This window comes from Salinivibrio sharmensis, from assembly GCF_001995985.1.
In the GTDB taxonomy this organism is placed as follows: domain Bacteria; phylum Pseudomonadota; class Gammaproteobacteria; order Enterobacterales; family Vibrionaceae; genus Salinivibrio; species Salinivibrio sharmensis.
In genome coordinates this window covers 141,194-167,073 of the sequence record NZ_MUFC01000006.1, presented here as the reverse complement: position 1 = coordinate 167,073, position 25,880 = coordinate 141,194, and the positions used below count along the sequence as shown (strand labels likewise).

The window sequence follows — 25,880 nt, the reverse complement described above, 5'->3', positions numbered from 1 at the left end:
GTGTTAATAGACTCTCATTGCCATCTCGACAAACTGGATTACGATTCGCTGCACCAGAATGTTGCCGATGTTTTAGATAAAGCGCAGGCAAGGGGCGTCGACTATTTTCTCTCTGTGGGCGTGACGCTAGATAGTTTTCCGGCGATGCTAGAGATGATCCGACCTTACCCGCATGTTTTTGCCTCATGTGGCGTGCACCCTTTGGATATTGAAAATGGTTTCGATTATGACCGACTGAAAGCCTTAGCCACTGATGAGCGTGTCGTCGCGGTGGGAGAGACAGGGCTGGATTACCACTATCAGCCAGAACTTGCTGAGCAGCAGCAAGCGATCTTCCGTCAGCATGTCCGCCTCGCGGTTGAGCTCAACAAACCCTTGATTATCCATACTCGCGCAGCACGTGAAGACACGCTTGCGATTCTGCGTGAGGAAGGCGCTGAGCGCGTCGGGGGGGTGCTACACTGCTTTACAGAAAGCTATGAGATGGCACAAGCAGCGATTGAGCTCGGTTTCTACATATCCATCTCTGGAATAGTGACGTTCAACAAAGCCACAGAGCTGAAAGATGTGGTGCGCCGCATACCGCTTGAGCGTCTGCTGGTTGAAACAGACTCGCCTTACTTGGCACCTGTTCCACATCGTGGCAAGCAAAACCAGCCAGCTTATGTGAAAGAAGTTGCTGAGTACGTCGCGATGTTAAAGGGTGAATCGATGGAAACGGTCTGTGACATCACCAGCCGTAACTTTTTTACGCTTTTTTCTGGTGCAAACCCGCAATAATTCGAGTCGCCCGATAACCTTGTCGGGCGTTTTTCTTGCTTAGCACGTCGCGCTCTTCCCACCGCAAGAAAATACCGTTTTTTGATTTCATTGGCGTTGATATGGTGCTATCTCGCCTGGTTAATTCGGCGTCAGTTTTTGGTTGTATTTGCAACAAAATAACCGAATTATATTGCTAGCCCCTTAAAGTTGATCTCGCGCAATTTTACATCTACCTTCCTGAAATAATTAGAAATTATCAACTGAAAGCCATTGCATTACGTGCTGTATTAATTCGTTACGTAAAATAACGTTAGGGATGAAGGGGTTGCTATTTTTTTGTTCGTGTCGTTTTCCCTACGGGGTGGATTTTTTATCGTTTAAAATTAGTGCCTTATGTTATTTTTTGCTGTTTTTTTCGCCAATTCTAATTGTGATCTATATTTACTTTTTAATCAGTAAAATCGTCACTGATAGGCAAGGTGATGATTCGCCCCTTATAGTTTGGGTGAGTTCAATAATCACAAATCGTTTGTGCTCTCGGCGCCTGTTGTATCGATTGGCCTCATGCGGGGGAATCGGAAGGTCAGTCCGACGAGACACATTGTTAAACGTCCTTGTCAGGAGCAAGAACTATGTCAAAAAACCTCTTTGCTAACCTGCAAAAAGTCGGTAAAGCGCTGATGCTTCCAGTATCTGTGCTTCCGGTCGCAGGTATACTTTTGGGTGTTGGTGCTGCCAACTTTAGCTGGATGCCAGATATTGTTTCGCACATGATGGAACAAGCTGGTGGGTCTGTATTTGGTCAAATGGCCTTGCTGTTCGCCGTCGGTGTGGCACTAGGTTTCACCAACAATGATGGTGTCTCGGGTCTGTCTGCGATTGTCGGTTACGGCATCATGGTGGCGACACTGGATGTCATGGCACCGGTAATGGGTGCTGATGTCATCAAAACAGGGGTACTGGGTGGTATTCTTGCTGGTGGTGTCGCGGCGTGGACGTTTAACCGCTTCTACACAATTCAACTGCCTGACTACCTTGGGTTCTTTGCCGGTAAACGGTCGGTGCCAATCATTACAGGTTTCATCTCTATCGCGCTTGGTGTGATCCTTTCTGTTATCTGGCCACCAATCGGTAGTGGTATCGCATCTTTCTCTCACTGGGCCGCGACACAAGATCCTGTGACCGCGTTTGGTATTTACGGTGTGGTAGAGCGTGCGCTTATTCCATTCGGTCTACACCACATCTGGAACGTGCCTTTCTTCTATGAAGCGGGTAGCTGTGTGAACAACGCAGGCGAGCAAGTAAACGGCATCATGACCTGTTTCTTGACCGCAAACGATGCAACGCGTGAAGCGGGTAACGGCTTTGGTCAGCTAGCAGGCGGCTACTTGTTCAAAATGTTTGGTCTCCCTGCGGCGGCGTTTGCTATCGCACACTCTGCCAAACCAGAAAACCGTGCCAAAATCATGGGTATCATGGCATCTGGTGCACTGACCTCATTCTTGACAGGTATCACTGAACCTATCGAGTTCTCGTTCCTGTTCATTGCGCCAGTACTGTATGGTATCCACGCCATCATGGCGGGTGCAGCGTATGTGCTGACTAACGCTCTGGGCGTTGTTCACGGCCATACCTTCTCGAACGGTTTCATCGACTTCATCGTGCAAATGCCACGTGCTGAGAATGTGACCACACTTGTACTGCTAGGCCTTGGTTATGGTGTGCTTTACTACATCGTATTCCGAGTGGTCATTCGTGCCCTAGACCTGAAAACACCAGGCCGTGAAGACGAAGCAGTTGCTGATGTATCAACTGCAACAGGCTCTGAGCTTGCCGGTGATTTGGTAGCGGCATTCGGTGGTAAGGACAACATCACTGGTCTTGATGCGTGTATCACTCGTCTACGTGTCTCTGTGGCTGACACTGAAATTGTTGACCAAGACAAGCTCAAGCAGCTAGGTGCAGCGGGTGTGGTTGTGGTATCCGGTGGCGTACAGGCTATCTTTGGTACCAAGTCAGACAACCTGCGTACTGAAATGGATAACTGGATGCGTAGCCAATAGTTGCATGCGCTAAGCCAGTAAACGTGAAAAGGGGTAGCATCTTGCTACCCCTTTTTATTTAGCCGGCGTCAAGCGAGAGAAAGAACAACATCAAAACAGGGACCAATAAACTGAGAATAAAGCCGCTAACTATGGCAATAGGCACACAGCGAATACCCCCAGTGCTTTGAATGATTGGCAAGGTGAAATCCATTGCGGTGGCACCGCCGTAACCAATTGCGGTGAGTGGGTAGCGCCGAATTAATACTGGAATAATCATAATCGCCACAAGCTCGCGCGCAAGCTCGAGAATAAATGATGCGCCGCCGTAGACCGGCCCCAGCCCGTCACCCATCAAGATCCCAGCCAACGAGTACCAACCAAATCCAGAGGCCATCGCTAAACCATGATGATAGGGGATCCCCAGCCACCAGGCCGCCAGTAGCCCGCCAGGTAAAGACGTTGCCACTACCAGCGCAGCAATCATCAGTCCACTCTTATTAAGAATAATTTGCTTGAGCGTCATGCCACTGTTGCGTAGCTGAATGCCAATCAGAAAGAGTAAAAGTAATAAAATACCCTCACTGGCCGTATCGACCCAAGAAAGATCTTGATTGAGTAATAGCCCGACGATTAAGCCAACGGCCACAGCGGCAATCAGCTTACCGGACTCTGACATCATGGCACTGAGGGTCAGTTTATGTTGGTGGCCATGGGTCTCGGTGGGGAAGAGTTTATCGAGAACAGGCAGGGCAAGCAGATTGGCTGCGCCAATACAAATAAAGAAAGTGGCAGCGAAATATAAAATGGTGGAAATATGTTGCCCGAGGTTATCTAAGCCGGCAAGGCTTAAGCCCATTAGCACTAAAATGACCATCACTAGCCGCATCGTCAGGGTATTGACTGCGTTGAGGTAGCGCGCCTGCTTAATGGAAATTAAATAGCCGATAATAAGCGGCGAGAAGATGAGTAGCATCCCTGAAAACATCTGATTTTGCTCGGTGTTAAGAAAGTAGAGCTTGAGGTTATCAACCGGTTAATAGGTGGGTCAATAAAATCAGACAAGGGTGGTTAAAGGGAAGACCACCCTGGCTTGGGTCAGATACTGCTTGCGTCCATGACTTGGTTTAGCTGACGAGAGAACTCTTTTTCATCGAGGTTGGATAGCTCATATAAAGCTTCTGCGCCAGGCGCAGTGATTTCCACTTCATGATCCTCTATCGCGTCATCTTGATTGCGAAACATTAACAAGTGGTTCGCCATTCTCGCGATATCTAAATAGGTGATATCGGGACGCGGCTTGGTGTAGAGCTTGTTATTGATAGCGACTTCGATAAAGTCACTGTCAAAATGCCACTGTTTAAGCACAAGACGGCTACAGTCACCCGCCAATGAGAAGAAGACGCGCTCTGCAATGTCAAATTTTAGATAGTGGCCCTGATTAATGAAGCGCTGAAACTCGCCAATCACGCTGTATAAACCAATATCCGCGAGCAACCCCACAATCAGTGCTTTTTCGGGTTCCACTGAAAGCGGCTCATCACAGTAATTTCTGACTTTTTGCGTCACCAGTGCCATCGCAGCGGCGAGTTCACGGGACTTTTGTGCACTTTGTTTCAATAGCGCATTGCAGGCTTTGGAAAACGTGGCATCACTCTTGAGCTGATAGACAGCGGCGGCGGTGATGATCCCTAAAACGCGATCAACGCCAAGCCGAGAGACGGCAGTTTGAACATCTTTGCATTGACCTGTGGCGCGGGGAGCAAACAAAGCGGAGTTTGCAGCTTTAAGCACGGCCCCACATAAGCTTGGATCTTCCAACAATAGGTTGGCAATATCTCGCATGGTGGTATCCGACCGCTTGCTCGCGCGTTGTATTGACAGAACAGCATCCGGTAAAGGGGGTAGGGAGAGACGATTGACACGGATGGTTTCGACGGCACGTTTGTAAAACTCGGTTTCTAGGGAGCGTAAGTACTTATCACGATCCGGTGAGACCCAAAAAAACGAAAGATGATCCATAAGTCCTGATAGTATTTGTCAGCAGACTGCATAGTAATGCGGTGAAGAATAAAAGAGAACCGCCTTTCTCTGAATCAGTGAGCCTGCTGGCGTCTTTGATGATAATTCACACAGTCACTCGTCTGTCGCTTAGTCATCGTCAATAAGTGGATACCGCAATAGTTTATCAATAAACTCGGCCACCAATAAGGCAGTAGGCTGGGAGAGTAGAAGCTGTTTTTGTTTCACTTCGATGGGGAGTAACTCCAACCAGCGCAGGCAAACCCAGCCAATGTCATCGTACCGTGTTAACTGGAAGTGTTCGTGGCGAGTCGGATTCGATCGATAATACTGCTGCAGCTTCTCACTCAGATAGAGGTAGTGTTCAGGAACGGCATGCCGTTGCCATTTTGGCAACGGCGTATAACGCGCCATATTGATGTCACCTTCACCCGCGTCAATCGCATTCACTTTGACACTTTCAATCCCTTGTAACGTCAACGCGATTTCATGCGCACCATGACGATTAAAGTCTGCAATCTCGCAAAGCGTAACGATAGGAGAAATTGCGTGCGGGCGCTGCTGGCCTTCATCCTCACTTTTCATCGCGACCAAAAGACGAGGTGGTTCACCTGCCTGTTGGAGCATGTGTAAGTAACATGACTCAGACAGCACATAGCTATGCAATCCCCCAGGCAATAAATGACTTGCTTCTATTAACAGCGGGTGTTTCGACATGCCAGCTCCCTGACTATTAGCTTACCACTATCAATTTAGCGTACTCGCCGCCATGCGTTAAGCATAGATGCTTAGAAGACTTTATTTAACCACAAAAAGATGTTTGTAATAAATGTGACAAAAAACGCACTAAACGGAGGGGCTATTTGGCGATAAGTGATCAGATGCATAGTATTCGGCTGCCATTTGATGCAACCTCTTTTTGCTAAATAATCATGCACGCTGACTAAGTTATCAGTCGTTCTTGTGGGTCAATTTACGGCTCGATATGAACATCTATTCGCTGAAGGAGAGTTTCGATGGCGAAGCAATTTGAAGCCCAATTAATGCGTTTTCTAGATAGTTATGGAAAGATGGAGCAACGCTCTATGTTTGGTGGTATTGGTTTTTTCTCTCAAGAGGCAATGTTTGCATTGCTTACCGGAAAGCATGTTTATTTACGAGGGGGAGGTCTGCTCACCGACAAGTTAATCGCCAAAGGCTGCAACAAATTTGTTCATGTAAAGAAGAACACCTCAGCGGTGGTTAACTATTATGATGTGACTGCACTCTATTTAGGCCATGATCCTGATTTGCCTTCGATGGTTGAACAGTCGTTACAGCGTGCGCTCAAAGATAAAGCGCAGAAAACATCGACATCTCGTCTTCGGCTGCGAGATTTACCCAACTTACGTCTAACCATTGAGAGAATGCTGAAAAAGTCGGGTGTGAAAGACGTGTCAACTTTTTACAGCATGGCACCGCAAGAATTGTTTCGTCGAGTGCAAATGACACACGGCAAAGATATCGATATTAACCTACTGTGGAAGTTCGCTGGTGCACAGCAGGGGCGCCATTGGGAACTAATTGAAAAAGACGAACGTGAACGGCTGCTCGCTGACGTCTAGGTGAATCGATAAAGAGTTGGTCGGTGCCAGCTTGGATTAATCGGGCTGGCATTTTTGTCAATGCTGCATGAGTCGCCACGCTAATCGGCCTTTAAAGGACTAACTTAGCGCCGAGAGAGTAGTGAAATGTCACGTTTGGATAAATAATCGTCGCTTAGACGCTAAAATGATAATTTTTGCGTGACAGGTGGAAAAACTTATGTAGAATTCAAACCACTTAGCCGAGAGGTGAAGCGCGAGGGCGCGTTGGCAGAGTGGCTATGCAGCGGATTGCAAATCCGTGGACCTCGGTTCGACTCCGGGACGCGCCTCCATGAACTCTGGCTAAAATAATACGGACGCGGGATGGAGCAGTTTGGTAGCTCGTCGGGCTCATAACCCGAAGGTCGGTGGTTCAAATCCGCCTCCCGCAACCAATTTTAGGTTGCTGAAGAAGCGCTTAACGATTGATAATAAGTCAATACGACCTTCGGTCGGTGCCGTTGCACGGTGCGAATTGCATTCCGCGTTAAATCAGCTCCTCGCAACCAATTTTACACAGCGTCATGCAACGCTTAATTGCATAAGCGACATTAGCTCAGCTGGTAGAGCGCGACCTTGCCAAGGTCGAGGTCACGAGTTCGAACCTCGTATGTCGCTCCAAACATAAAACAGTGGCGTAAGCGGCTGAAAAAGATTGTGTGCCCTGGTGGTGGAATTGGTAGACACAAGGGATTTAAAATCCCTCGGCGTTCGCGCTGTGCCGGTTCAAGTCCGGCCCGGGGCACCATTAATAAGCAAAACGGCGACCTAAATGGTCGCCGTTTTTGTATGCCTTTTCCGTGTTTAGTGCGCACGGTGTGCTTCACAATTTTGAAGAAAGTAGACAGGTGTCTGCGTTGAATTAACGTTATTTTTTGACTAGAATTTAATCAGTGGTAATAAAAATGACTGTGAAAAGGCGATTGATGCAGAAAAAAACAAAAAAGGTGACGACGGCGATGATTACGCGGGCGGTAGCAAGCTCGACCGCGATCGAGACGCAAGCATCAACCGAAGAAGTGGAGGCAAGGCTTAAAGCGAGCAGGCAGAAATATCAAAACTTAGCGCTCGCTGATTGAGAGAGATGAAAATGTGAGGGGTAAAATGTCGTTAATCAGCCGCTCCATGTGCTGATAGTCATGCCCGACACCAGCTTGAATTGCCGCAATGTAAAAGTCTTTGTTTTCTTCCCAAAGTCGATAGTCCAACAATCCTAATCCCGCCTGTTGGCAAAGCACATCAATAAGTAAGCGCGATATTCGTCCATTTCCTTCTCGAAATGGGTGAATAAGAATGAACTCAACGTGACTTTGTGCAAGGTAACGAATGAGCGTCGCGCGCGGCATCTCGGATACCCCAGCGTACTGGTTGAGAAAAACGCTTTCAAAATGCTGCAAACAGGGCCCTATCTGCTTGGGGGAAGTAAAACGAAACCCACCTTTACTCAGCTCAACATTCCTCACTTGACCTGCCCATAGATAAACGTTGCCCAGCCATTGTCGATGCCAGCTGGCGAGGGTGCTAACCCTTACTTGGCGTGGGAAATGGCCGCCGGTGAACACACGTTCGTAAAGCTTCGCAAGTAAGACAGCTTCAATGTCTTCCATTTTGGTGGGATCAGTTACCCCCATGTGGTTTTTGAGGACGCGTTCGTTAGAGCCCGGTTGGTATTGTGCCTCACTGGATTGTGTTTGATAGCGGCTCATGGCTTGCACCCTCCCATCGCTCTCTTTTTATCATAGAACACTGTGCTCAAGGAGGTACAGTGAGATGCATCGACATTAGGGGGAGGTGAGAGAAAGCGGTGGGTAATAAAAAGGCAGCCTAAAAGCTGCCTAGTAAAATGGCGATGGTTATGAGGCTAGATGATACTAAAGCATTGTATTTCATTCTGGTGAGCCAAACGGTAGTGGATATCTTGCGGGTTCTTACGCCCCGTTTGTCGAATAACCACCCCGCGTTTGACCCAGATTGCCATCATCGCCTCAATACCGTCTGGGCTTATCCCATACTGGTTGGCGAGGTCTGTGCGACTAATGACACCCGCCTGACTGACACTGGCTTTGAGCTTTTGCAGGATCATAATAGGTCTCCTTAAACCAATGGGGATGCTTGCCGACATAGCGCATGAGTGCTACCACGACAATCAGTAAGGCACAAAGGCCAGTGATGTAGAGTGTGGCTGGCGTGGTGGCGACACTCAACTGACTGAATTGGTAGCATAACGTGGCACCGCTTACCGCCAGCAGCATTGACCAGCTCGCCACAAACAGGGCAAATCGGCGACCAAATTCACGTGTGTAGGCGCCCAGAGCGGCAACACATGGGGTATAAAGCAGGATAACAATAAGATAAGCCATCACGCTGGCGGTGCCAGTGAATTGACGATGCAGATTATCAAACGTTGTCATACTGACTTCTTGCGCTTGTGCGGCGGCCTCGGTGTTTTTAATCTCACCGACGTCAATAGCCAAAGGGTCGGTATAATCAATACCAAATAAGTTTTCAGGAATGCTCTGAACCGCTTCGACCAGCGCTTCTCCGAGTGTGGTCTCTTCTTCCGCTTCTTCGCTTGGCGCATAAAGGTTATTCAAGGTGCCGACGACGGCCTCTTTGGCAAATAGCCCGGTCACCAACCCGACGGTAGCCGGCCAATTATCCTCTTCAATACCGATCGGTGATAGGGCCGGCGTGATCACTTGTGCTGTTTTCGAAAGGACGGAGGACTCGCTGTCTTCGTGTCCGAACGACCCATCTGTGCCTAACGAGTTGAAGAAGGTCAGAATGGTTACCACGATAACAATGGTTTTACCTGCACCCAGGACAAACCGACGCAGTTTTTGCCAGGTATTGCTCATCACATGGCGCACACGCGGCAGCTCGTAGTCAGGGAGTGTCATCAGTAGGCTTTCACTGTGTCCGGGATAAAGGGTGTGACGCAGTATCAGGCCGGTGATTATCGCAGCGATAATGCCAAGCAAGTAGAGGCCGAAAACAAGGTTTTGTCCGTTTTGTGGGAAAAACGCTGCGGCAAAGAGGGCGTATACAGGCAGGCGAGCGCCACAGGACATAAACGTTGCCATCGCGGCCGCGGTTTTGCGCTCGTGAACCTGTTCTAATGTGCGCGTTGCCATTACGGCGGGGACGGTGCAGCCAAAGCCGAGGATTAAGGGCACAAAGGCTTTGCCCGGTAAGCCGATTTTTTGCATTAAACCATCTAATAGAAAGGCGGCACGTGCCATGTAGCCTGTGCTTTCTAATACCGTCAAAAACAGGTACAAGCCAGCAATAACAGGAATAAAGGTCGCAACGGTTTGAATGCCTCCTCCGAGGCCATCGGCGAGAATAGTGACAATCGCCGCCGGCAGCACGCCGTCAAGAAGCTGGTGGGTGCCATCGACCAGTATCGCGCCGGCGGCAATATCGAAAAAGTCGATAAAGGCGCCGCCAATGTTGATGGCAAACACAAACATCGCATAGAGCACGGCGAGCAAAATGGGCAATGATAAGAAGGGGTTGAGAATGACTTTGTCTAGCTTCTCGGTATTATTGCGACTGAGATGACGAAGCTCGCGGCGAGCCTGGTGAACCATGTCACGAATCGCACTGTAGCGTGTATCGGCAATGACGATGTCAGTGTCTAAGTCTGAAAGGGCTTGGTTTGCCATCGTAAACTGCTGCTGGTCAGCCTCGGTGCTACCATCAGGCAAGCGTCCGCGCTCTAAGCATTCGAGCAAATGCGCACGTTGATTCACGTGTGCCGCGGCGGAATGAAGAAAACGGGCGCCAAGCTGGTTTTGAATCCAGTTTTCTAATGGCGCACCGTAGTTCAGGTACATTGCCTCACAAACGGGTAAATGGGTGGTCAGGTGGGCGAGCTGGTGGCACAGGGTGTCCACGGTCGCCGGTTGACATGCGGTGACAGTCAATACGGGACAGCCCAGCATCGTTTGTAATTTGGCGGTGTCGAGTTGTTGACCATTACGATCAAGCAAATCCATTTTATTGATCACCACCACCATAGGGACACCGCGTTCACGCAGTTGAAGGGTGAGGTATAGACCGCGCTCTAGGCAATTGGCATCTAAGACATTAATAATAAAATCATTCTCACCGCTATCGATGGCGTAAGTGGCAATTTGCTCATCAATACTGGCGTCAAAGCCTGCGTTTAGCGCATAAAGGCCAGGTAAATCTGTGATTTGACAGTCGTTATGCGCAAGAGAAAGCGTGCCGACTTTTTTGTCGACAGTGACGCCAGCCCAATTACCGACTTTCTGTTGTGAACCGGTGAGTGCATTAAATAAGGTGGTTTTCCCGCAGTTTGGGTTGCCTGCAAGTACAATGCGGCGTGAGCTCATCAGAGTACCTCCACGTCGATCAATTTGGCGACGTCACGACGCACGATCAGTTGCTCGCTATCGAGACGAATTTGAAGTGGATCACCCAGTGGGGCGCGCCTGACAAGCTCAACGCCGGTGCCTGGAATCACACCCATGACCGCGAGACGATGACGAACAGACGCGGGCACATGATGGACACTGGTAATACGCGCGGATTGGCCGCGACCAAGTGTGGACAGTTTCATAGTGCAAGATCCAAATAAGAATGGTTTTCATTGCATATTACGCTTAAAAACGGCTCTGTTTTTTGCGTAGGATCAAGTTAAATCACGAGTGGAGAGTGTGAGTTGCATTGCAACAAAGTAACGGGTTGATATGGCGCATAATGTGTGAGTGCTGTGAAGCAATCGGAATAAAAAAGCGGCCGATTGGCCGCATTCAGTATTGAGTTAGGCTGATGGGCTTCGGTTATTGTTGGGACTTGTGTGCCGCTCGCTGGTGATTCAGTTTCTCGACCGCGATGGCGAGCAGTCCAGACTTATTATCACTGTCAGGGCCAAAGCCTGCGGCCTGTCCCGCTAATAAAGCAAGGGCGTCACTGACATGTGAAACGGCATAGACGTGAAACTCACCTTTTTCGACCGCCAGCACCACGTCTTTACGTAACATCAGGTTTTGAATATTGGCTTCTGGGATGATCACCCCTTGAGTGCTGTTCGGGCCTTTGAGCGTACACACATCAAAAAAGCCTTCGATTTTTTCATTGACCCCGCCAATAGGCTGCGCTTCACCAAACTGGTTCATCGAGCCCGTAATGGCAATATCTTGACGAAGGGGCGCCTCGGTAATGGCGGAGAAAATCGCGCAAAACTCCGCCATTGAGGCGCTGTCGCCATCGACCCCGCCATAGGATTGCTCAAACGTAAGATGGGTTCTAAGTGGGATGGTGTCCGTTTTACCCAATAAACTTGCCAGGTACGCTGACAAGATCATCACCCCTTTCGAGTGGATTCGGCCACCCAGTTTCACACTTCGTTCAATATCTAGCACTTCCCCTTCACCAAACGCGGTCGTGGCGGTAATGCGGTTAGGTAAGCCAAAGCTATAATCCGAGGTGCTCAGCACTGATAGACCGTTGATTTGTCCGAGTGCTTTTCCTTGCGTATTGATGAGAGTCACGCCGTTTTCCACATTTTGCATCATGCTGTCACGCAGGCGGCTGACACGCATATTGCGGCTAGCGAGAGCTTTTTCAACATGCAGTGCGCCGATGCTATTGGCATTGGCTTGACTGGCCCAATAATTAGACTCACGCAATAGGTTAGCGATATCGGCGGAGTGCAATGATAAGCGGTTTTGATCCTCGGCTTGTCGTGCACTGTGTTCAATAATACGCGCAATGGCACTGCGGCTACAGTGGAGCAAATGGCTGTCATGAATAATGCTTGAGATGAACTTGGCGTACTGCTGCTCGGTGCTGTCTGTGCGCGCCATGTCGTCTTCAAAATCAGCGGTGACTCGGAATAGTTCACTGAACTCTGCGTCGTAGCGTTGTAACAATTGATAGGTTTGATAGTCGCCAAACAAAATGATTTTTACATCAAGAGGAATGGGCGCTGGGTCAAGAGAGACGGTGCCACTTAGGGTGACTTCACGCTCCAATGCGCTCACACTTAACTGACGACTACTGAGTGCACGCTTGATGCCATCCCACACATAAGGCTTTTCCAATACTTTGATTGCATCCATTAGCAACACGCCGCCATTGGCACGATGCAAACTGCCTGAGCGGATCAGTGAAAAGTCGGTAAACACCGTGCCTTTAAACGTGGCATTTTCAACATAACCAAACAGATTATGGTAACTCGGGCTGTCCTCCACCACGATCGGCGCTTTCGTGTCATCTTGGCTGACCAATACGTTTACTTGGTAACGACGAGGGAGCTTCTTGTCTAACGCAGCATAGGCCAGTGCGGCTTGTTCCTCGCTGTCTTCAAGAAAAATATCAAGATGCTCAAGCATGTCAGCTTGCATGGCATCCAAAAATGCTAAAATATCAGGCAGATCGGCAAAATGCTTCTTGAGTGGTGCCATTTGGGTGGCGATGACATCTTGGGCGATATCCTCATCCAAGGCTTTTTGTTTTTCCGCGTACTCAGACTCCCATTCGCCAAGTTGGCGAACAATACCGCGCAGTTCCGTCTCCAACTTATCGATGACTTTGCCAAAGGCCATCTGCTCGTCTTGCGAGAGGGCATCAAAGGTTTCTTCGGTATGAGGTTCCTCACCGTTTAGTGCCACAAATTGGTAATCACCTTGAGGGGTGATGGTCAAACTCACATTGTTTTTTTCTGCTGTTTCACTCAACCCCTGAAGGACGCTTTGTTGGCGTTCAGTGAGCTGATTTTTTAGTGTTTCAGCGCGCTGGTAATACATTTCGTTGTCAAATGCCATGGGCAGGGCATTCGCCAATTTGCCCATCAGTTGTTCAATGTGCTTTTTTAATTCGTTGCCTTTACCAGAGGGAAGCTTTAACACTTGTGGTGAGCGTGCCTCTTGAAAATTAGCGACGTAGCACCAGTCATAAACAGGGGATTCACTATGCCAGTGTTGGTTGAGGTAGCGCATCATCATGGTACGTTTACCCAGTCCATTCTGGCCGATGGCATAGATGTTATAACCCTTTTCTTTAATGGACATGGCGAACTCAACCGCATGACGAGCCCGGTCTTGACCGACAATTTCATCCAGTGGCGCAAGGTGTTTGGTGGAGGTAACGTCACTGTGTTTTAAGCTCGACTCACGGTACAAGCGATCGCTGGTTAACTGAGTGATAGCCATAACTGTTCCCATATTGGCATCTTAACGGTGATTATTGTCATTGTAGCGGCTGTAAGTGACTGTTTTAGTGAACTTGGTGGAGAAAGCAGAGGTGCGGTCACAGTTTTGATCTGTCTGGTTATTTAATGAACAAAACGGGCCGAGAGGCCCGTTTTGTTCAAAGTGCTAGAGGGTTAGGTAGAGTGCCTACAACGATGTTTTGATAGCGGCTATCAGCGTATCGATATCTGCGCGGCAGATATCTTTGTGCGTGACTAAACGGGCTGGGTTACCTGTAAGGGATACACGAATGTCTTTTTCCATTAGGCGCATTTGTAAGCGCGTGCGATTAATGGCTTCAGCAACATCGACATAAACAATATTCGTTTGCACGGGATAGTGGCTGGTGGAGAAACCCTCTAAAGTCTCGAGTTGACTGGCGAGATAATGCGCGTTGGCGTGATCTTCCGCCAAACGGTCGACATTTTCTGTCAATGCTTTATGCCCAGCTACCGCAAGAATACCCGCTTGACGCATCCCGCCCCCCAGCATTTTACGAATGCGCCTTGCTTTTTTAATTAGGGTGTTAGAGCCTAGTAATAGCGAACCGACGGGGGCGCCAAGCCCTTTGGACAAGCAAATAGTCATGGAGTCAAAGTGACAACTGATGGCCTTAATATCGACCTCTAAGGCAACAGCCGCGTTGTAAACTCTAGCGCCATCAAGGTGTAGCTGCAGTTGATGTTGGTCGCAAAATGTCCGCGCTTTGGCTAAATAAGACAAAGGTAACACTTTGCCACCTATGGTATTTTCCAAGCTAAGCAGCTTAGTACGGGCAAAATGAAAATCATCGGGCTTGGCCGCTGCTGCGATTTTATCGAAAGACAAGGTCCCATCTGGCTCATTCTCAATAGGTTGTGGCTGAATCGAGCCCAACACGGCAGCACCGCCTGCTTCGTATTTGTAATTGTGCGCTTGCTGACCACACAAATACTCATCACCGCGCTCGCAATGCGCCATCAGGGCCAATAAATTGGCTTGGGTACCTGAGGCGGTAAAGAGTGCGGCTTCAAAACCATGTCGTTCAGCCGCCCATGTTTCCAGCGCGTTAATGCTCGGGTCGTCGCCATATACATCATCGCCCACAGGGGCGTTAGCCATGGCGTCTCGCATGGAAGCATCGGGCTGGGTTACGGTGTCAGAGCGAAAGTCAATCATGGGGTAACGTCCTTGTCGTCAGTTATTTAAGTGGGTGATGCGTGTTTACATCTGAGCATAGCAAAAACCCAATGACTAAAAATAGTGACAAGTGTGGGTTATTGACTTGGAGAATAAAAAAGGCCTCCTATGAGGCCTTGGTGCAGATTGTTATCACAGACGCGCGATTAGCTTTTCAACATCTGCCAGTACTTTTGATAGATTTTCACCGCTTCACCGACATCATTGGTGAATTCACCTTTGTTAACCGCTTCATCGGATGGGAAGATGGTGCTGTTCTCTTTTAGCTCGGCCTCTAAGTACTCAGCCGCATTGGTGTTCGGGGCTGGATAGCCAAATTCTTCCACCAATTTCGCCTGATTCTCAGGACGATACATAAAATCGATAAACTGGTGTGCCAAGGTCTTGTGTTCGGCGTTTTTTGGGATGATAAAGTTATCCATCCATAAGATCGCCCCTTCTTGTGGGTAGACGAACTCAATGCCTTCGATTTCTTGTTGCGCCATGTAAGCATTGCCGTTCCATTGTTGGCCAATGCTCACTTCACCGGTGACAAACGGCACATGCGGTGCATCAGAGTTGTACACGACCACGTTATCACGTAACTCACGGAGGTATTCATAGGCTTGTTTAATTTCCGCCTCTTCGGTGCTGTTAATGCTGTGACCTTGCGCTTTCAACGCCATGCCAAACACATCACGCACATCATTCAAGAGCATGACTTGGCCGTTGAAGTCGTCGCGCCATAAGTCAGCCCACTTGGCCACTTTACTGCCATCGACATAATCACTGTTGTAACTAATGCCAGTCACACCAAACACATACGGCAGTGAATAGTCATTGTTTTTGTCAAAAGGCTGACCCAGTAGACCTGGGCGCAATTGATTAAAATGGCTAATTTGGCTCTTATCAATTCTGGCGAGCATCTCTTCATTGACCATTCGCTCAATGAAATAGGTTGAGGCAAATGCCAGATCGTAGCCTTCGCTATTTAGGAGTTTGAGCTTGGCATACATGGCTTCATTACTCTCAAAGGTCGAGTAATTCACGTCGACTTGATACTCCTCTTCGAACGCTTCAATCACGTCCATTGGCATGTATTCTGCCCAGTTGTAGAGGTTGAGTACCTTATCTTCTGCATGAACGCCGCTTGCAAAGACGGCTGAAAGCACAAGTGTTGTGGCGGTGATTCCGTGAGAAATTTTTGTCATTGTCATGATCCTTCAATGGCTTGCTGGCCGAGTACACGTCGAGCGCATCATATTGTACTTGACCTTAGTGTCAACGAGTTTTTTTTACCAACCTTGATAGGGTGCAATACCTTGCTAACGTTAGCATAACCAGTGCCATTTCCCCCAAATGGGTAGGGTAAAGTGACGAGAATAATGGCTTGCCAGAGAGGGAGGACAGTGCCAATATTTGCCGCCTCTGAGCGTGTGATGGCGCGAAACGAGACTGCTTTTTTATACCCTTTCTTTTTTGATACTAAGAGTAACCATTGAGAGCATGGTCAAAACTGTTCGACCTGATAATTACTTCAACGCGGCGACAAATTACTATGTTGCAACCCAAAACCAAACGCTGTCATTTCCTACACTGGCAGGCACACAAGAGGCAGATGTTTGTATCATTGGTGCGGGTTTAACTGGCCTGAACGCCGCCATTGAATTGCGACAACGTGGCTACAGTGTCACCGTTTTAGACGCACAAACAGTGGCGTGGGGAGGCTCCGGACGTAATGGCGGCCAATGCCTCGTGGGCTATTGCCTTGGGCTGAGAGAAGTTGACGAAACCTATGGGCAAGCTTGGGGCAAACAGTTGTGGGACTTGTCGGTGGAAGCGGTCGATATCGTTCGCGAGCGTATCCAGCATCACCAGATTGACTGTGATTTTCAACCGGGCTATATCGAGCTTGCTTTAAATTCCGCGCAGCAAAAGGAGCTGCAAAGCTGGCATGCATTAAAGCAAGGGCGTTATCAATACCCTGATGCCCAGTGGTGGGACAAAGCGCAAGTGGCGGAGGTCGCTAATACTGATCGATACCTCGGAGGATTATATGACCCTAACAGTGCGCATATTCATACCCTGAACTACACGCTGGGACTTGCCCGCGCGGCTAAGCAAATGGGGGTTAGAATCTATGAGCACACACCTGCCACACGTTTGGTTAAAGGGCAACCTCATGCGGTGCTCACGCCTCAGGGTCGAGTGAATACGCCCCGAGTTTTGCTTGCCTGTAACGCCTATCTAGAGGGGTTACACCGCCAAGCGCAAGCCAAGGTTCTGCCCGTTGCCTCATTTATTGCGGTTACCGAGCCGCTCGGTGAGCATATGCCAATTACCAATCGTATGGCGATGTCCGATCTCAACAACTGTTTAGACTATTTCCGCCCTACGGTCGATGGACGCTTATTGTTTGGTGGCGTCAATCATCCCTTTAATCACGAGTATAAGGATTCGACCCAGCGGCTCCACCGGCGGATGACTAAGGTTTTCCCTCAACTGAGCCAGGTAAAGATGGACTATCATTGGGGCGGGATGTTTGCCGTGACCCGTAGTTATATGCCGCACATTGCGCATTTAGGCAATGATATTTATACCGCACATGGTTATACGGGACATGGCGTTGGGTTAACCAATATTGCGGGACGGGTGGTTGCAGAGGCCATCGATGGTCAAGCCAGCCGTTTTGATGTGTTTGCTCGTCTAAAGCATGGCTGGATACCCACGCCAAAAATGCTCCGTAGCCCAGCGCTGGCGCTCGCGATTTGGAAAGCAAAACTCGAGGATTTGCTTGGTTGATATTTTGAGAGGTAATGACACTATCGATTAGTTGTGCTTATGGTCACGATAAATAACACATGTTGTCCTACCGGTTAAACACAGTAAGGTAACGTCTCCATTTTGAGGCGGAGACAAGTGTTTGAGCAACCTGGCTATCATCGATGATATTGCGACGCATGGACTCAGTGTGTGTGACGGGTTTTTGTCAGCGCAAGAGGTGCATGACTTGCACTCATGCCTACCGGCCCAATGGTCGCAAGCCACCATTGGGCGAGAACAAAAGCAACATACCAACAGGCAAATTCGTCGTGATAAAATTCACTGGCTAGAGCGAGGAAGTCAACCGGCGGTGGATGCGCTACTCACTAAAATGGCGGATCTGCAACAAGCATTGAATCGGCATCTATTTTTAGGGTTATTTGAGTATGAAGCCCATTTTGCTAAGTATAACCCGGGTGATTTTTACGCCAAACACTACGATGCCTTTGAAGGACGCTCAAACCGCAAGGTAACCACCGTGTTGTACCTTAACGATGATTGGTCTGAACAAGACGGGGGCGAAATCGTCATTTACAACCCTGACGGTAGCCATCGGCAAACCCTATGGCCGAAAGCGGGACGATTGGTGACGTTTTTATCCGAAGCGTTCCCCCATGAGGTACTTCCGGCAAAAAGACAACGTTTTAGTATTGCAGGCTGGTATCGACTCAATGGTATGAGCGGTCAGCGAGTTGATCCAATCCGCTAACGACAGCCATACTCACTGTCTAACATTATTGAACGAGGCAGTGTTATATGGCTCGCTCTCCCGAGCAGCAAAGTTTCTTTACTGATGCGGCATTTGATAGCCAGCCGATCACTGACATGCCTGATGCTCAGGTGGATTGGTGGCCTGAGTGGTTATCAGTGGGGTGTGCAGATTCATTGTTCGCCACCTTATTGACTCAAACCCCCTGGCAACAATTGCCGATTTCGTTGTTTGGCCGCACCGTGATGCAGCCACGTTTATTGGCATGGTATGGCGATCATCCTTACACCTACAGCGGACTCACGCTTCAGCCGCTGCCTTGGACGCATCCCTTGCGCCAACTCAAAGGCTGGGTAGAGGCGCAGTGTCAGACTTCCTTTAACACCGTCCTGTTAAATCGCTATCGCAGCGGCAGCGATTACATGGGGTGGCACAGAGATGATGAGCCCGAGCTGGGGCAGCAACCTACGATTGCTTCTGTCAGCTTGGGCGCGAGCCGTCGTTTTCTTTTTCGTCATCCTAAACGGCAAGAAAAGCGTGAGGTTTTATTGAATCACGGATCGTTACTGGTGATGAGAGGCACGACCCAAACACATTGGCAACATAGCCTACCCAAGACGAAAAAGCCGGTAGGTGAACGTATTAACCTCACGTTTCGCTTCCTTCATCCTTCAAATAACTAACGCATTTTGCAGGGTCTGAATGGTGCTAGCACTGCATCATCATGTCAGCAAACAATATGAGCGGCACTCGAACCCATCAGCGTTCAGAAGCAGCGACGTATACGGTCGCCGCCTTTTCGGGAGTTATTCAACAATTAAACTGACGTCTTGGTAATCACGATAACCACGAAGCAAGACTGAAAACTCGCCTGGTGATGCGCCATCAAACCGGCAGATTTCGTTATTTCCGCCTTGATAGGGGCGACAGTCCCAATTATCAGAACTGACCTGGCCACCTTGTTTGACATAAAGGTCCACATCGCCTGTGCCGCCGTAGGTGCGGATGACGACATCACTGGTGGTCTCTAACGGGTAGCGATAGGTGCGCTCGCTGCCACGATCCCCTGAGATATTGTTGATAGGCTGCCCAAGCTTGAGGCGATTACCTGGGTTAGGCTGCGAGTCTGCGTTGGCTAGCTCTACCGTATAAGCCAGGCCGAGTTTAGTGAATTTGGTTGCATGACGTCCTTCGCTATCGCTGTTGGCGAGCGTGTCTCGAGGGGTGTGAATATTGGGGTTGTAGTCATTGAATTTTGCTTCAAATGGCATGGCTGCGGGATAGCCAGCTTGATGCCAAGACGCGTGGTCAGAGCACGCATATCCGCATGTATCAAAGCCATAGCTAAGCGCAGGCAAATAGGTATCGAGTAATTGAGTGAGATACTGGGTGAGCCCGCTATCGGTATAATCGGTAATAAAGACAATATCTTCTGCTGAGCCTTGGTAGTTGGTCATATCAAGCTGCAATACGCCACGTACATCTTTGCCTTGTTGTTTAAATTGGTTAGCAATAGCTTGCGAGCCACGGAGTCCAACTTCTTCGGCGGCATAAGCGACAAAGGCGATACTGCGTTTGGGTTGGAAGTCATTCTGCGATAAAACACGGATGATCTCTGTCACTGCCGCAATCCCGGAGGCATCGTCATCGGCGCCAGGCGCGATACTTTGCTCGTCTGTCCGTGCGCCAATGGTGGAATCGAGATGCCCACCAATCACAACCCACTCATCAGGGTTTTCTGTGCCTTCGATAGTCATCATAACCGACGCTTGGTTATAACCACTGTGCGACACTTGCGAGATCGTCACATTGTTTAACCCCTGAGCGAGTGATTGCCAGCGTGTCTTTATCCAATCGGAGGCTTGTGCGCCCGATGTGGTGGTGTAGAAGCGGTTTGGGAAGTCGGTCAGGCGATCGATGGTATTCACGATTAAACTTGATTGAATTTGTTCTAGCCAAGGGGTCACGAGCGCCTGCTGCTTGATAGTTGGTGGCGTAAAGCTTGCGCGGGACACCGGCATGTTGCTGGCTGCCATGGCACTTTGTGCTGAGGTGTGCACGATGTAGCCACCACAGCGGTGGTGATTTTCATGCATTTCATGGGAAAGTTCAGCCAGTTGAGATTCACTGACTTCACCTATCCATGCTTTACCATTACTGGCAACAGCGTGTGACAACATCGGTATGGCGCCAGCGTGACGCGCCGTTTGTTGCGCATCAGCGCCAACGGAAATCCAGACTTTATCGTCGTCTTGGCCCGCGTGGGCAAAGCTGGTGGCCAGCACCAACGCGAGCGTTGTTATTTTGTACTTCATGTTTCCTCCTTGATTTGAATAGCGTCGCATTACTCCTTGCAACCCATTCACTGTAGAGGAAAAAGACACGATGTTTAAAAATTAAGACATGCACATTACGGACACAAAACTTGTCACAAAAATGTTAATAGTGGTAGGGCGATGATAAAAAAGGGTGGGTGAAGAATAAAAAGGCAAAGCATGCTGAAAAGATCCGCAAACTGGGTGGTTTTTGATGTTTTCGTTTGCAAAACAGGCAGGTGACACTTTTTTTAAATAATAAGTGTTGACTCGATCACGTTAATCCGTAGAATGCCTCCCCGTACTCAAGAGGCAGCAGCGTTAAGGCGCGTTGGCAGAGTGGCTATGCAGCGGATTGCAAATCCGTGGACCTCGGTTCGACTCCGGGACGCGCCTCCATGTTTCTCTTAGTGCAGTAAAATTCGGACGCGGGATGGAGCAGTTTGGTAGCTCGTCGGGCTCATAACCCGAAGGTCGGTGGTTCAAATCCGCCTCCCGCAACCAATTTTAGGTTGCTGAAGAAGCATTTAACAATTGATGATAAGTCAATGCGACCTTCGGTCGGTGCCGTTGCACGGCGCGAATTGCATTCCGCGTTAAATCAGCTCCTCGCAACCAATTTTACACAGCGTTATGCAACGCTTAATTGCATAAGGCGACATTAGCTCAGCTGGTAGAGCGCGACCTTGCCAAGGTCGAGGTCACGAGTTCGAACCTCGTATGTCGCTCCAAGTTTTGCCCACATCAAGCAGYATTGATGTTACGGACGCGGGATGGAGCAGTTTGGTAGCTCGTCGGGCTCATAACCCGAAGGTCGGTGGTTCAAATCCGCCTCCCGCAACCAATTTTAGGTTGCTGAAGAAGCATTTAAMAATTGATGATAAGTCAATACGACCTTCGGTCGGTGCCGTTGCACGGCGCGAATTGCATTCCGCGTTAAATCAGCTCCTCGCAACCAATTTTACACAGCGTCATGCAACGCTTAATTGCATAAAGCGACATTAGCTCAGCTGGTAGAGCGCGACCTTGCCAAGGTCGAGGTCACGAGTTCGAACCTCGTATGTCGCTCCAATCTTCATGCTTTTCCCTCACCGCATTTATCCAATATGACGTGTTTCTTCAGGAACCGTGTAGCTCCTCGTGTCAGTTGTTGCGTCCAGAAGCATTGTTTCTAGCGTGACGGTTTCATCAATCTGAGAGAAGTGGGCAAGGCCGACTGAGTAAATAAATGGATAGCGTTCTAAGGATAATCGGCGGCAAAGCCTGAGATAGAAACGATCCAGTTGTGCTTCGACCGCATCGACATCCTGTTGGATCAATAATACCGCAAACTCACAACCTTCTAGACGCCCAATCCAGCCTAAGTCACCGAACACATCCGTTAGACAGCCAGCAAACTCTTTCAGGACTTTATCGCCCGCATGCTTGCCATAGCGCTGGTTGACGCCTTGTAACTGGCGAACATCAAAGTGTAATAACGTATGTTGGTCTTCAATGACAACGTCGTCTGTTAGATAACTGTTTACTTCTCGGTAAAAGCCACGTCGATTGAATACCTCTGTGAGCGGATCAATGACATTTTGTTGCGTCATTATCAACTCATGTTCGACGATACGCGCGAGGTCTGACAGTGCGCGCTGACAGGCATCCGTAAGCTCGCGAGGATGATGATCGATGACACAAAGCGTTCCAAGCAGGTGTTCGCTATCCAGACTGAAGGGAAAGCCTGCATAAAAACGGATATAGGGAGGGCCGGTTACCAACGGGGTATCAGCAAAGCGACTGTCACTGTGCGTATCCTCAACAATTAATGGTTCTAACTGCTGAATAGCATGACCACAAATCGATTCGCTGCGGCTTGTTTGGTTGACGGCTAAACCACGCTTGGCTTTAAACCACTGCCTCTGTTCATCGACCAAGCTAATCGCGACAACGGGGCAGTCACTGACGTATGCCGCGACTCTGACAATCCGCTCAAATCTGTCTTCGTGCCCAGTGTCCAATATACCTAGATCGTGTAATGCGTGTAGTCTTTGCTGCTCATTGTGAGTGGGGCGCGCCGGTTCCATGCCTTTTCCTCCTTGTCGCTACTCCTATTGTAGCTAACCACACATAGACCAGGGGCAATAATTGTGAGTGGCGGTGAATATCGTGATAAACGCGAGCGCTTTGTGCAAAAAGTCATTAAAATTCATATAGATAGGAGGTTTCTGGTTGTCGGCGATTTTAACCGGGCGAAAGGGTGAGAAACTCAGTTTGTAAAAAACTTGTTTCAATGATATTTTCCATCGCTTATTCAGTATTCACACTGTTGGAAGAGGCGGTGACGCACCCGGATTGATCGCGTGCGTAACAGCGACTCTATACTCTTAGTACTTGTTGTTTTTAGAAGGTTTGCTTATGGCGTTTTTAGCGAGCTGTGATACCCAATATCCGCTGACTCATCCGCATGCGGCGTCTGCTGTGGTGATGGTGCCCCCGCTTCATTTTAAGTTTAATGCGCAAACGAGTGAGGATAATGGTTTTCAGCATGCGCCGTCACTGCCGGATGAAGAAGTGAAAACGCGCGCGATGGCCGAATTCAATAACATGGTGATGATCCTCCGCCGCCACAGTATCGATGTGGTGGTCATGGAGTACCCAGAATCTGATCCTGCGACGCCTGATGCGGTGTTTCCCAATAACTGGTTTAGTACTTTACCGAGCGGTGAGTTGTACCTCTATCCTATGGCCTGCCCAAACCGCCAGCTAGAGGTGAAACCCGAGCGCTTAATGGCTGCATTGGACCGTGCAGGCTATGCCGTCAATCACGTACACAAAGTGAAGTGTCATGACAAAGACGATGCGTTTCTTGAAAGTACCGGCGCGATGGTTATCGACCATCTCAACCAGCGTGTTTACGCGGCGCTTTCACACCGTTGCGACAGTATTTTGCTCACTGAGTGGGCGGCAAAGGTGGGCATGCGACAAGTCGTGAGTTTCAACACGGAGATGAGCGATGGCCATCCCGTTTATCATACCAATGTGATGATGGCAGTGGGTGAAGAGTTTGCCGTTGTCTGCGATGAGGTGATCGAAGCTGGGCAGCGCGATCTCGTGTGTAACACACTGAGCCAAGATAAAACCTTGGTATCCATTAGTGAATCACAAATGAACCAGCTTTGTGGCAATATTCTACAATTGCGCAATCGCCACGGTGAATCGCTCATCGTCATGTCACTGTCTGCTTACAGTGCTTTTACCGAAGAGCAAAAACGCACGCTGCGCCAATTTGGTAAATTGGTACCTATCGATGTCAACACGATTGAAACCGTGGGTGGGGGAAGCGTGCGTTGTATGATGGGAGAAGTCTTTTTGCCTCGTCACCAAGCCGCGATGTCGGGTTAAAAGCTTTAGTTAAAACGTCGGTTTGATGGGCAAAACGGCGACGAATAGTCGCCGTTTTACGTTGCTATTCAGGCTATGAGTGAGCGCGTGTTTTGGCCTTGAGTGGCATTTTGTCAAACGAGACCCCCTTCCATCCGGTGACCATAAAGTTACGAATGTTTTTGTGATCCGTCCCCGAAGGATTGCTCAGCACGTCTTCGCGATAATATCCCCCAAAGCAGGCGAGTGTCTGCGCCTCCGTGAGCTCATGAAGCTGGCAGAATGCGAGTACTTTGCAAGAGCCTGTGTTCTGGCCTGCTTTATTGGCGAGATCACCGTTAGTGAATCGAGTAGGGGCGTAGTCGTAATGTGCATCTATCACCGCCATTGTCTCGTCAAACATTACCATATCGGGTGTTTGCGTTACCTTGGCGAGAAAGCTGTCTAAGGTCATGTCGGTTCCTGAGTTAATAACATGCGAGCTCTCGTCGAGAGTATATGCACGTTGTACCAACTTGTTTAACCAATGTGAAGCCAAGCGAGGCGAGTAATGGATAAATATCCATCACTTAAACCAAAATTTTTGTTGCAGTACTTTACATTAACTCGGGCCAACATTAGTATACCCACCTGTTCGGAGGGATGGCTGAGCGGTTGAAAGCACCGGTCTTGAAAACCGGCAAGGGTTAATAGCCCTTCCAGGGTTCGAATCCCTGTCCCTCCGCCACATATTGAAAAGCCGCTGAGAAATCAGCGGCTTTTTTTGTATCTCCATTTCCGCTTATATCCCTTATGTGCGCAAATTAACAGCTCGGTGATGCTTTTCCTTACAGGTTGGGCAAAAACACCTAATATGTTAGTAAACTGTACCGTGCGATAAAGGCTCCGTGACCGAACTGATCTCCCACCCCGAATGGCTACTGCTTGTGCTGGCTCCCGTGTTTTTCTTATGCATGTTGGGAGAGTACTGGGTGGCGCTGCGCCGAGGAAAACTGGGCGACAATGCCCGTTATAACGTGCCGGAAGTGCTCTGTAACTTTACCTTGGCGGGGCTGCATCAAGCCGCAGATTTACTGACAGGGTTGCTGATTGCCAAGGTGTATTTGTGGTGGTTTGGCTGGCGGCTGTTCGACATTGAGATGTCGGTGAGCCTGTTTTTATTACTGATGGTTGCGCAGGATTTTTGTTATTACTGGTTTCACCGTGCTAGCCATCGTGTGCGCTGGATGTGGGCGGCGCACGTGGTGCATCATAGCTCAGAGCGCATGAACTTTAGCACCGCGTTTCGCCAAAGCTTAATGTACCCGCTGGCAGGGATGTGGCTGTTTTGGCTGCCCCTGGTGGTGATTGGGTTTCCGCCGCAATGGGTGGTGTTTGTTGTATTGCTGAATTTAGGGTTACAGTTTTTTGTTCACACTCAATGGATAAAGACACTGGGGCCTGTGGAGTGGATTTTTAACACTCCGTCTCATCATCGCGTTCATCATGGCGTAAATCCTCAGTACATCGACAAAAACTACGGGGGCATTTTGATCATTTGGGACAAGTTATTTGGCACCTTCGAGCCGGAATCTGAGCCGGTGCGCTATGGGATCCCTAAGCCAGTGAACAGTTTCAACCCTCTGGTGGTGACCTTTGCAGAATGGCAACAAATGTGGCGAGACGCCACGCAGCCCGATCTGAGCGTTCGGCAACGATGGCAGTGCTTGTTTGCACCGCCAGAACAAGCACAAGATCACACGACACACGAGCAAGTATCACGTAAGACATAGCGGTTTGCTTCCTTGCTGCAAGCGAACATATTTTGAGGATATAGCTCATTATTACTAGATGCG

21 protein-coding genes and 10 tRNA genes are annotated in these 25,880 nt (G+C 49.1%); 18 read left to right on the top strand and 13 right to left on the bottom strand.

Annotation, left to right across the window (positions count from 1 at the left end):
* Together BZG74_RS08075 and ptsG are read left to right on the top strand one after the other, a co-directional pair.
* Complete coding sequence (locus tag BZG74_RS08075) at positions 1-780, top strand: TatD family hydrolase (protein ID WP_077772117.1); 780 nt, start codon at positions 1-3, stop codon at positions 778-780.
* 614 nt (positions 781-1,394) lie between these two features.
* A complete protein-coding gene (gene ptsG, locus BZG74_RS08070) occupies positions 1,395-2,825 on the top strand; it encodes a PTS glucose transporter subunit IIBC (RefSeq protein WP_077772116.1) in 1,431 nt (476 codons plus the stop codon).
* A gap of 58 nt (positions 2,826-2,883) precedes the next feature.
* Here ptsG and BZG74_RS08065 read toward each other — a convergent pair whose 3' ends face one another.
* From BZG74_RS08065 to BZG74_RS08055, 3 genes are all read right to left on the bottom strand, one after another.
* Positions 2,884-3,792: a lysine exporter LysO family protein gene (locus BZG74_RS08065; protein WP_077772115.1), complete on the bottom strand. Its 909-nt coding sequence runs from the start codon at positions 3,790-3,792 to the stop codon at positions 2,884-2,886.
* 110 nt (positions 3,793-3,902) lie between these two features.
* Positions 3,903-4,826 (bottom strand): HDOD domain-containing protein, encoded by a 924-nt coding sequence (locus tag BZG74_RS08060; protein WP_077772113.1) that lies wholly within the window; start codon positions 4,824-4,826, stop codon positions 3,903-3,905.
* A 129-nt stretch (positions 4,827-4,955) separates the two neighbouring features.
* A complete protein-coding gene (locus BZG74_RS08055) occupies positions 4,956-5,543 on the bottom strand; it encodes an LON peptidase substrate-binding domain-containing protein (protein WP_077772112.1) in 588 nt (195 codons plus the stop codon).
* A gap of 299 nt (positions 5,544-5,842) precedes the next feature.
* Between BZG74_RS08055 and BZG74_RS08050 the strand changes: the two genes are divergently transcribed.
* The 5 genes from BZG74_RS08050 (at position 5,843) to BZG74_RS08030 (ending at position 7,199) form a co-directional block, all read left to right on the top strand.
* The gene (locus BZG74_RS08050; RefSeq protein ID WP_077772110.1) at positions 5,843-6,430 is read left to right on the top strand and encodes a TfoX/Sxy family DNA transformation protein; all 588 of its coding nucleotides are present in this window, start codon (positions 5,843-5,845) and stop codon (positions 6,428-6,430) included.
* Positions 6,431-6,670: 240 nt separating this feature from the next.
* A tRNA-Cys gene (locus BZG74_RS08045) sits at positions 6,671-6,744 on the top strand.
* A gap of 25 nt (positions 6,745-6,769) precedes the next feature.
* Positions 6,770-6,846, top strand: a tRNA-Met gene (locus tag BZG74_RS08040).
* A 150-nt stretch (positions 6,847-6,996) separates the two neighbouring features.
* A tRNA-Gly gene (locus BZG74_RS08035) sits at positions 6,997-7,072 on the top strand.
* Positions 7,073-7,112: 40 nt separating this feature from the next.
* Positions 7,113-7,199: transfer RNA gene (locus BZG74_RS08030), tRNA-Leu, on the top strand.
* 313 nt (positions 7,200-7,512) lie between these two features.
* Here BZG74_RS08030 and BZG74_RS08025 read toward each other — a convergent pair.
* The 7 genes from BZG74_RS08025 to BZG74_RS07995 all read right to left on the bottom strand — a co-directional run bounded on the left by BZG74_RS08025 (position 7,513) and on the right by BZG74_RS07995 (position 16,043).
* Entirely contained in the window at positions 7,513-8,157 is a 645-nt protein-coding gene (locus BZG74_RS08025) for a Fic/DOC family protein (RefSeq protein WP_077772109.1), read from the bottom strand.
* A gap of 155 nt (positions 8,158-8,312) precedes the next feature.
* A complete protein-coding gene (locus tag BZG74_RS08020) occupies positions 8,313-8,534 on the bottom strand; it encodes a FeoC-like transcriptional regulator (RefSeq protein ID WP_158020638.1) in 222 nt (73 codons plus the stop codon).
* The gene (gene feoB, locus BZG74_RS08015) at positions 8,485-10,812 is read right to left on the bottom strand and encodes a ferrous iron transport protein B (protein WP_077772108.1); all 2,328 of its coding nucleotides are present in this window, start codon (positions 10,810-10,812) and stop codon (positions 8,485-8,487) included. Before feoB ends, BZG74_RS08020 begins: the two co-directional genes overlap by 50 nt.
* Positions 10,812-11,039 (bottom strand): FeoA family protein, encoded by a 228-nt coding sequence (locus tag BZG74_RS08010; protein WP_077772107.1) that lies wholly within the window; start codon positions 11,037-11,039, stop codon positions 10,812-10,814. The genes feoB and BZG74_RS08010 overlap by 1 nt, the downstream gene beginning before the upstream one ends.
* 223 nt (positions 11,040-11,262) lie before the next feature.
* Positions 11,263-13,635, bottom strand: coding sequence for a Lon protease family protein (locus BZG74_RS08005; RefSeq protein ID WP_077772106.1), 2,373 nt, complete (start codon positions 13,633-13,635; stop codon positions 11,263-11,265).
* 186 nt (positions 13,636-13,821) lie between these two features.
* Positions 13,822-14,832 (bottom strand): low-specificity L-threonine aldolase, encoded by a 1,011-nt coding sequence (ltaE, locus tag BZG74_RS08000; RefSeq protein WP_077772105.1) that lies wholly within the window; start codon positions 14,830-14,832, stop codon positions 13,822-13,824.
* A 167-nt stretch (positions 14,833-14,999) separates the two neighbouring features.
* Entirely contained in the window at positions 15,000-16,043 is a 1,044-nt protein-coding gene (locus tag BZG74_RS07995) for an ABC transporter substrate-binding protein (protein ID WP_077772104.1), read from the bottom strand.
* A gap of 295 nt (positions 16,044-16,338) precedes the next feature.
* Between BZG74_RS07995 and BZG74_RS07990 the strand changes: the two genes are divergently transcribed.
* The 3 genes from BZG74_RS07990 to BZG74_RS07980 all read left to right on the top strand — a co-directional run bounded on the left by BZG74_RS07990 (position 16,339) and on the right by BZG74_RS07980 (position 19,047).
* Positions 16,339-17,634 carry an NAD(P)/FAD-dependent oxidoreductase gene (locus BZG74_RS07990; protein ID WP_077772103.1) on the top strand — a complete coding sequence of 432 codons (1,296 nt, stop codon included), beginning with the start codon at positions 16,339-16,341 and terminating at the stop codon, positions 17,632-17,634.
* A gap of 121 nt (positions 17,635-17,755) precedes the next feature.
* A complete protein-coding gene (locus BZG74_RS07985; protein ID WP_077772102.1) occupies positions 17,756-18,364 on the top strand; it encodes a 2OG-Fe(II) oxygenase in 609 nt (202 codons plus the stop codon).
* 47 nt (positions 18,365-18,411) lie between these two features.
* Positions 18,412-19,047 (top strand): alpha-ketoglutarate-dependent dioxygenase AlkB family protein, encoded by a 636-nt coding sequence (locus tag BZG74_RS07980; protein ID WP_392397587.1) that lies wholly within the window; start codon positions 18,412-18,414, stop codon positions 19,045-19,047.
* Positions 19,048-19,170: 123 nt separating this feature from the next.
* Here the strand turns inward: BZG74_RS07980 and BZG74_RS07975 are convergent, their stop codons facing one another.
* Entirely contained in the window at positions 19,171-20,679 is a 1,509-nt protein-coding gene (locus BZG74_RS07975; protein ID WP_077772101.1) for a M20/M25/M40 family metallo-hydrolase, read from the bottom strand.
* 325 nt (positions 20,680-21,004) lie between these two features.
* Between BZG74_RS07975 and BZG74_RS07970 the strand changes: the two genes are divergently transcribed.
* The 5 genes from BZG74_RS07970 to BZG74_RS07950 all read left to right on the top strand — a co-directional run bounded on the left by BZG74_RS07970 (position 21,005) and on the right by BZG74_RS07950 (position 21,750).
* A tRNA-Cys gene (locus BZG74_RS07970) sits at positions 21,005-21,078 on the top strand.
* Between the two features lie 28 nt (positions 21,079-21,106).
* A tRNA-Met gene (locus BZG74_RS07965) sits at positions 21,107-21,183 on the top strand.
* A 151-nt stretch (positions 21,184-21,334) separates the two neighbouring features.
* Positions 21,335-21,410: transfer RNA gene (locus BZG74_RS07960), tRNA-Gly, on the top strand.
* Positions 21,411-21,446: 36 nt separating this feature from the next.
* Positions 21,447-21,523 (top strand) — tRNA-Met (locus tag BZG74_RS07955).
* A 151-nt stretch (positions 21,524-21,674) separates the two neighbouring features.
* Positions 21,675-21,750: transfer RNA gene (locus BZG74_RS07950), tRNA-Gly, on the top strand.
* 26 nt (positions 21,751-21,776) lie between these two features.
* Here the strand turns inward: BZG74_RS07950 and BZG74_RS07945 are convergent.
* Positions 21,777-22,748 carry a sensor domain-containing diguanylate cyclase gene (locus BZG74_RS07945; protein ID WP_077772100.1) on the bottom strand — a complete coding sequence of 324 codons (972 nt, stop codon included), beginning with the start codon at positions 22,746-22,748 and terminating at the stop codon, positions 21,777-21,779.
* A 331-nt stretch (positions 22,749-23,079) separates the two neighbouring features.
* Between BZG74_RS07945 and BZG74_RS07940 the strand changes: the two genes are divergently transcribed.
* Complete coding sequence (locus BZG74_RS07940; protein WP_077772099.1) at positions 23,080-24,066, top strand: arginine deiminase-related protein; 987 nt, start codon at positions 23,080-23,082, stop codon at positions 24,064-24,066.
* Positions 24,067-24,139: 73 nt separating this feature from the next.
* On the opposite strand, the gene BZG74_RS07935 is transcribed toward BZG74_RS07940, so the two are convergent.
* Complete coding sequence (locus BZG74_RS07935) at positions 24,140-24,499, bottom strand: HopJ type III effector protein (RefSeq protein ID WP_046075234.1); 360 nt, start codon at positions 24,497-24,499, stop codon at positions 24,140-24,142.
* A 182-nt stretch (positions 24,500-24,681) separates the two neighbouring features.
* On the opposite strand from BZG74_RS07935, the gene BZG74_RS07930 reads away from it, so the two are divergent.
* Both BZG74_RS07930 and BZG74_RS07925 read left to right on the top strand, forming a co-directional pair.
* Positions 24,682-24,772 (top strand) — tRNA-Ser (locus tag BZG74_RS07930).
* Positions 24,773-24,932: 160 nt separating this feature from the next.
* A complete protein-coding gene (locus tag BZG74_RS07925) occupies positions 24,933-25,817 on the top strand; it encodes a sterol desaturase family protein (protein ID WP_235605725.1) in 885 nt (294 codons plus the stop codon).
* Positions 25,818-25,880 lie beyond the last annotated feature (63 nt).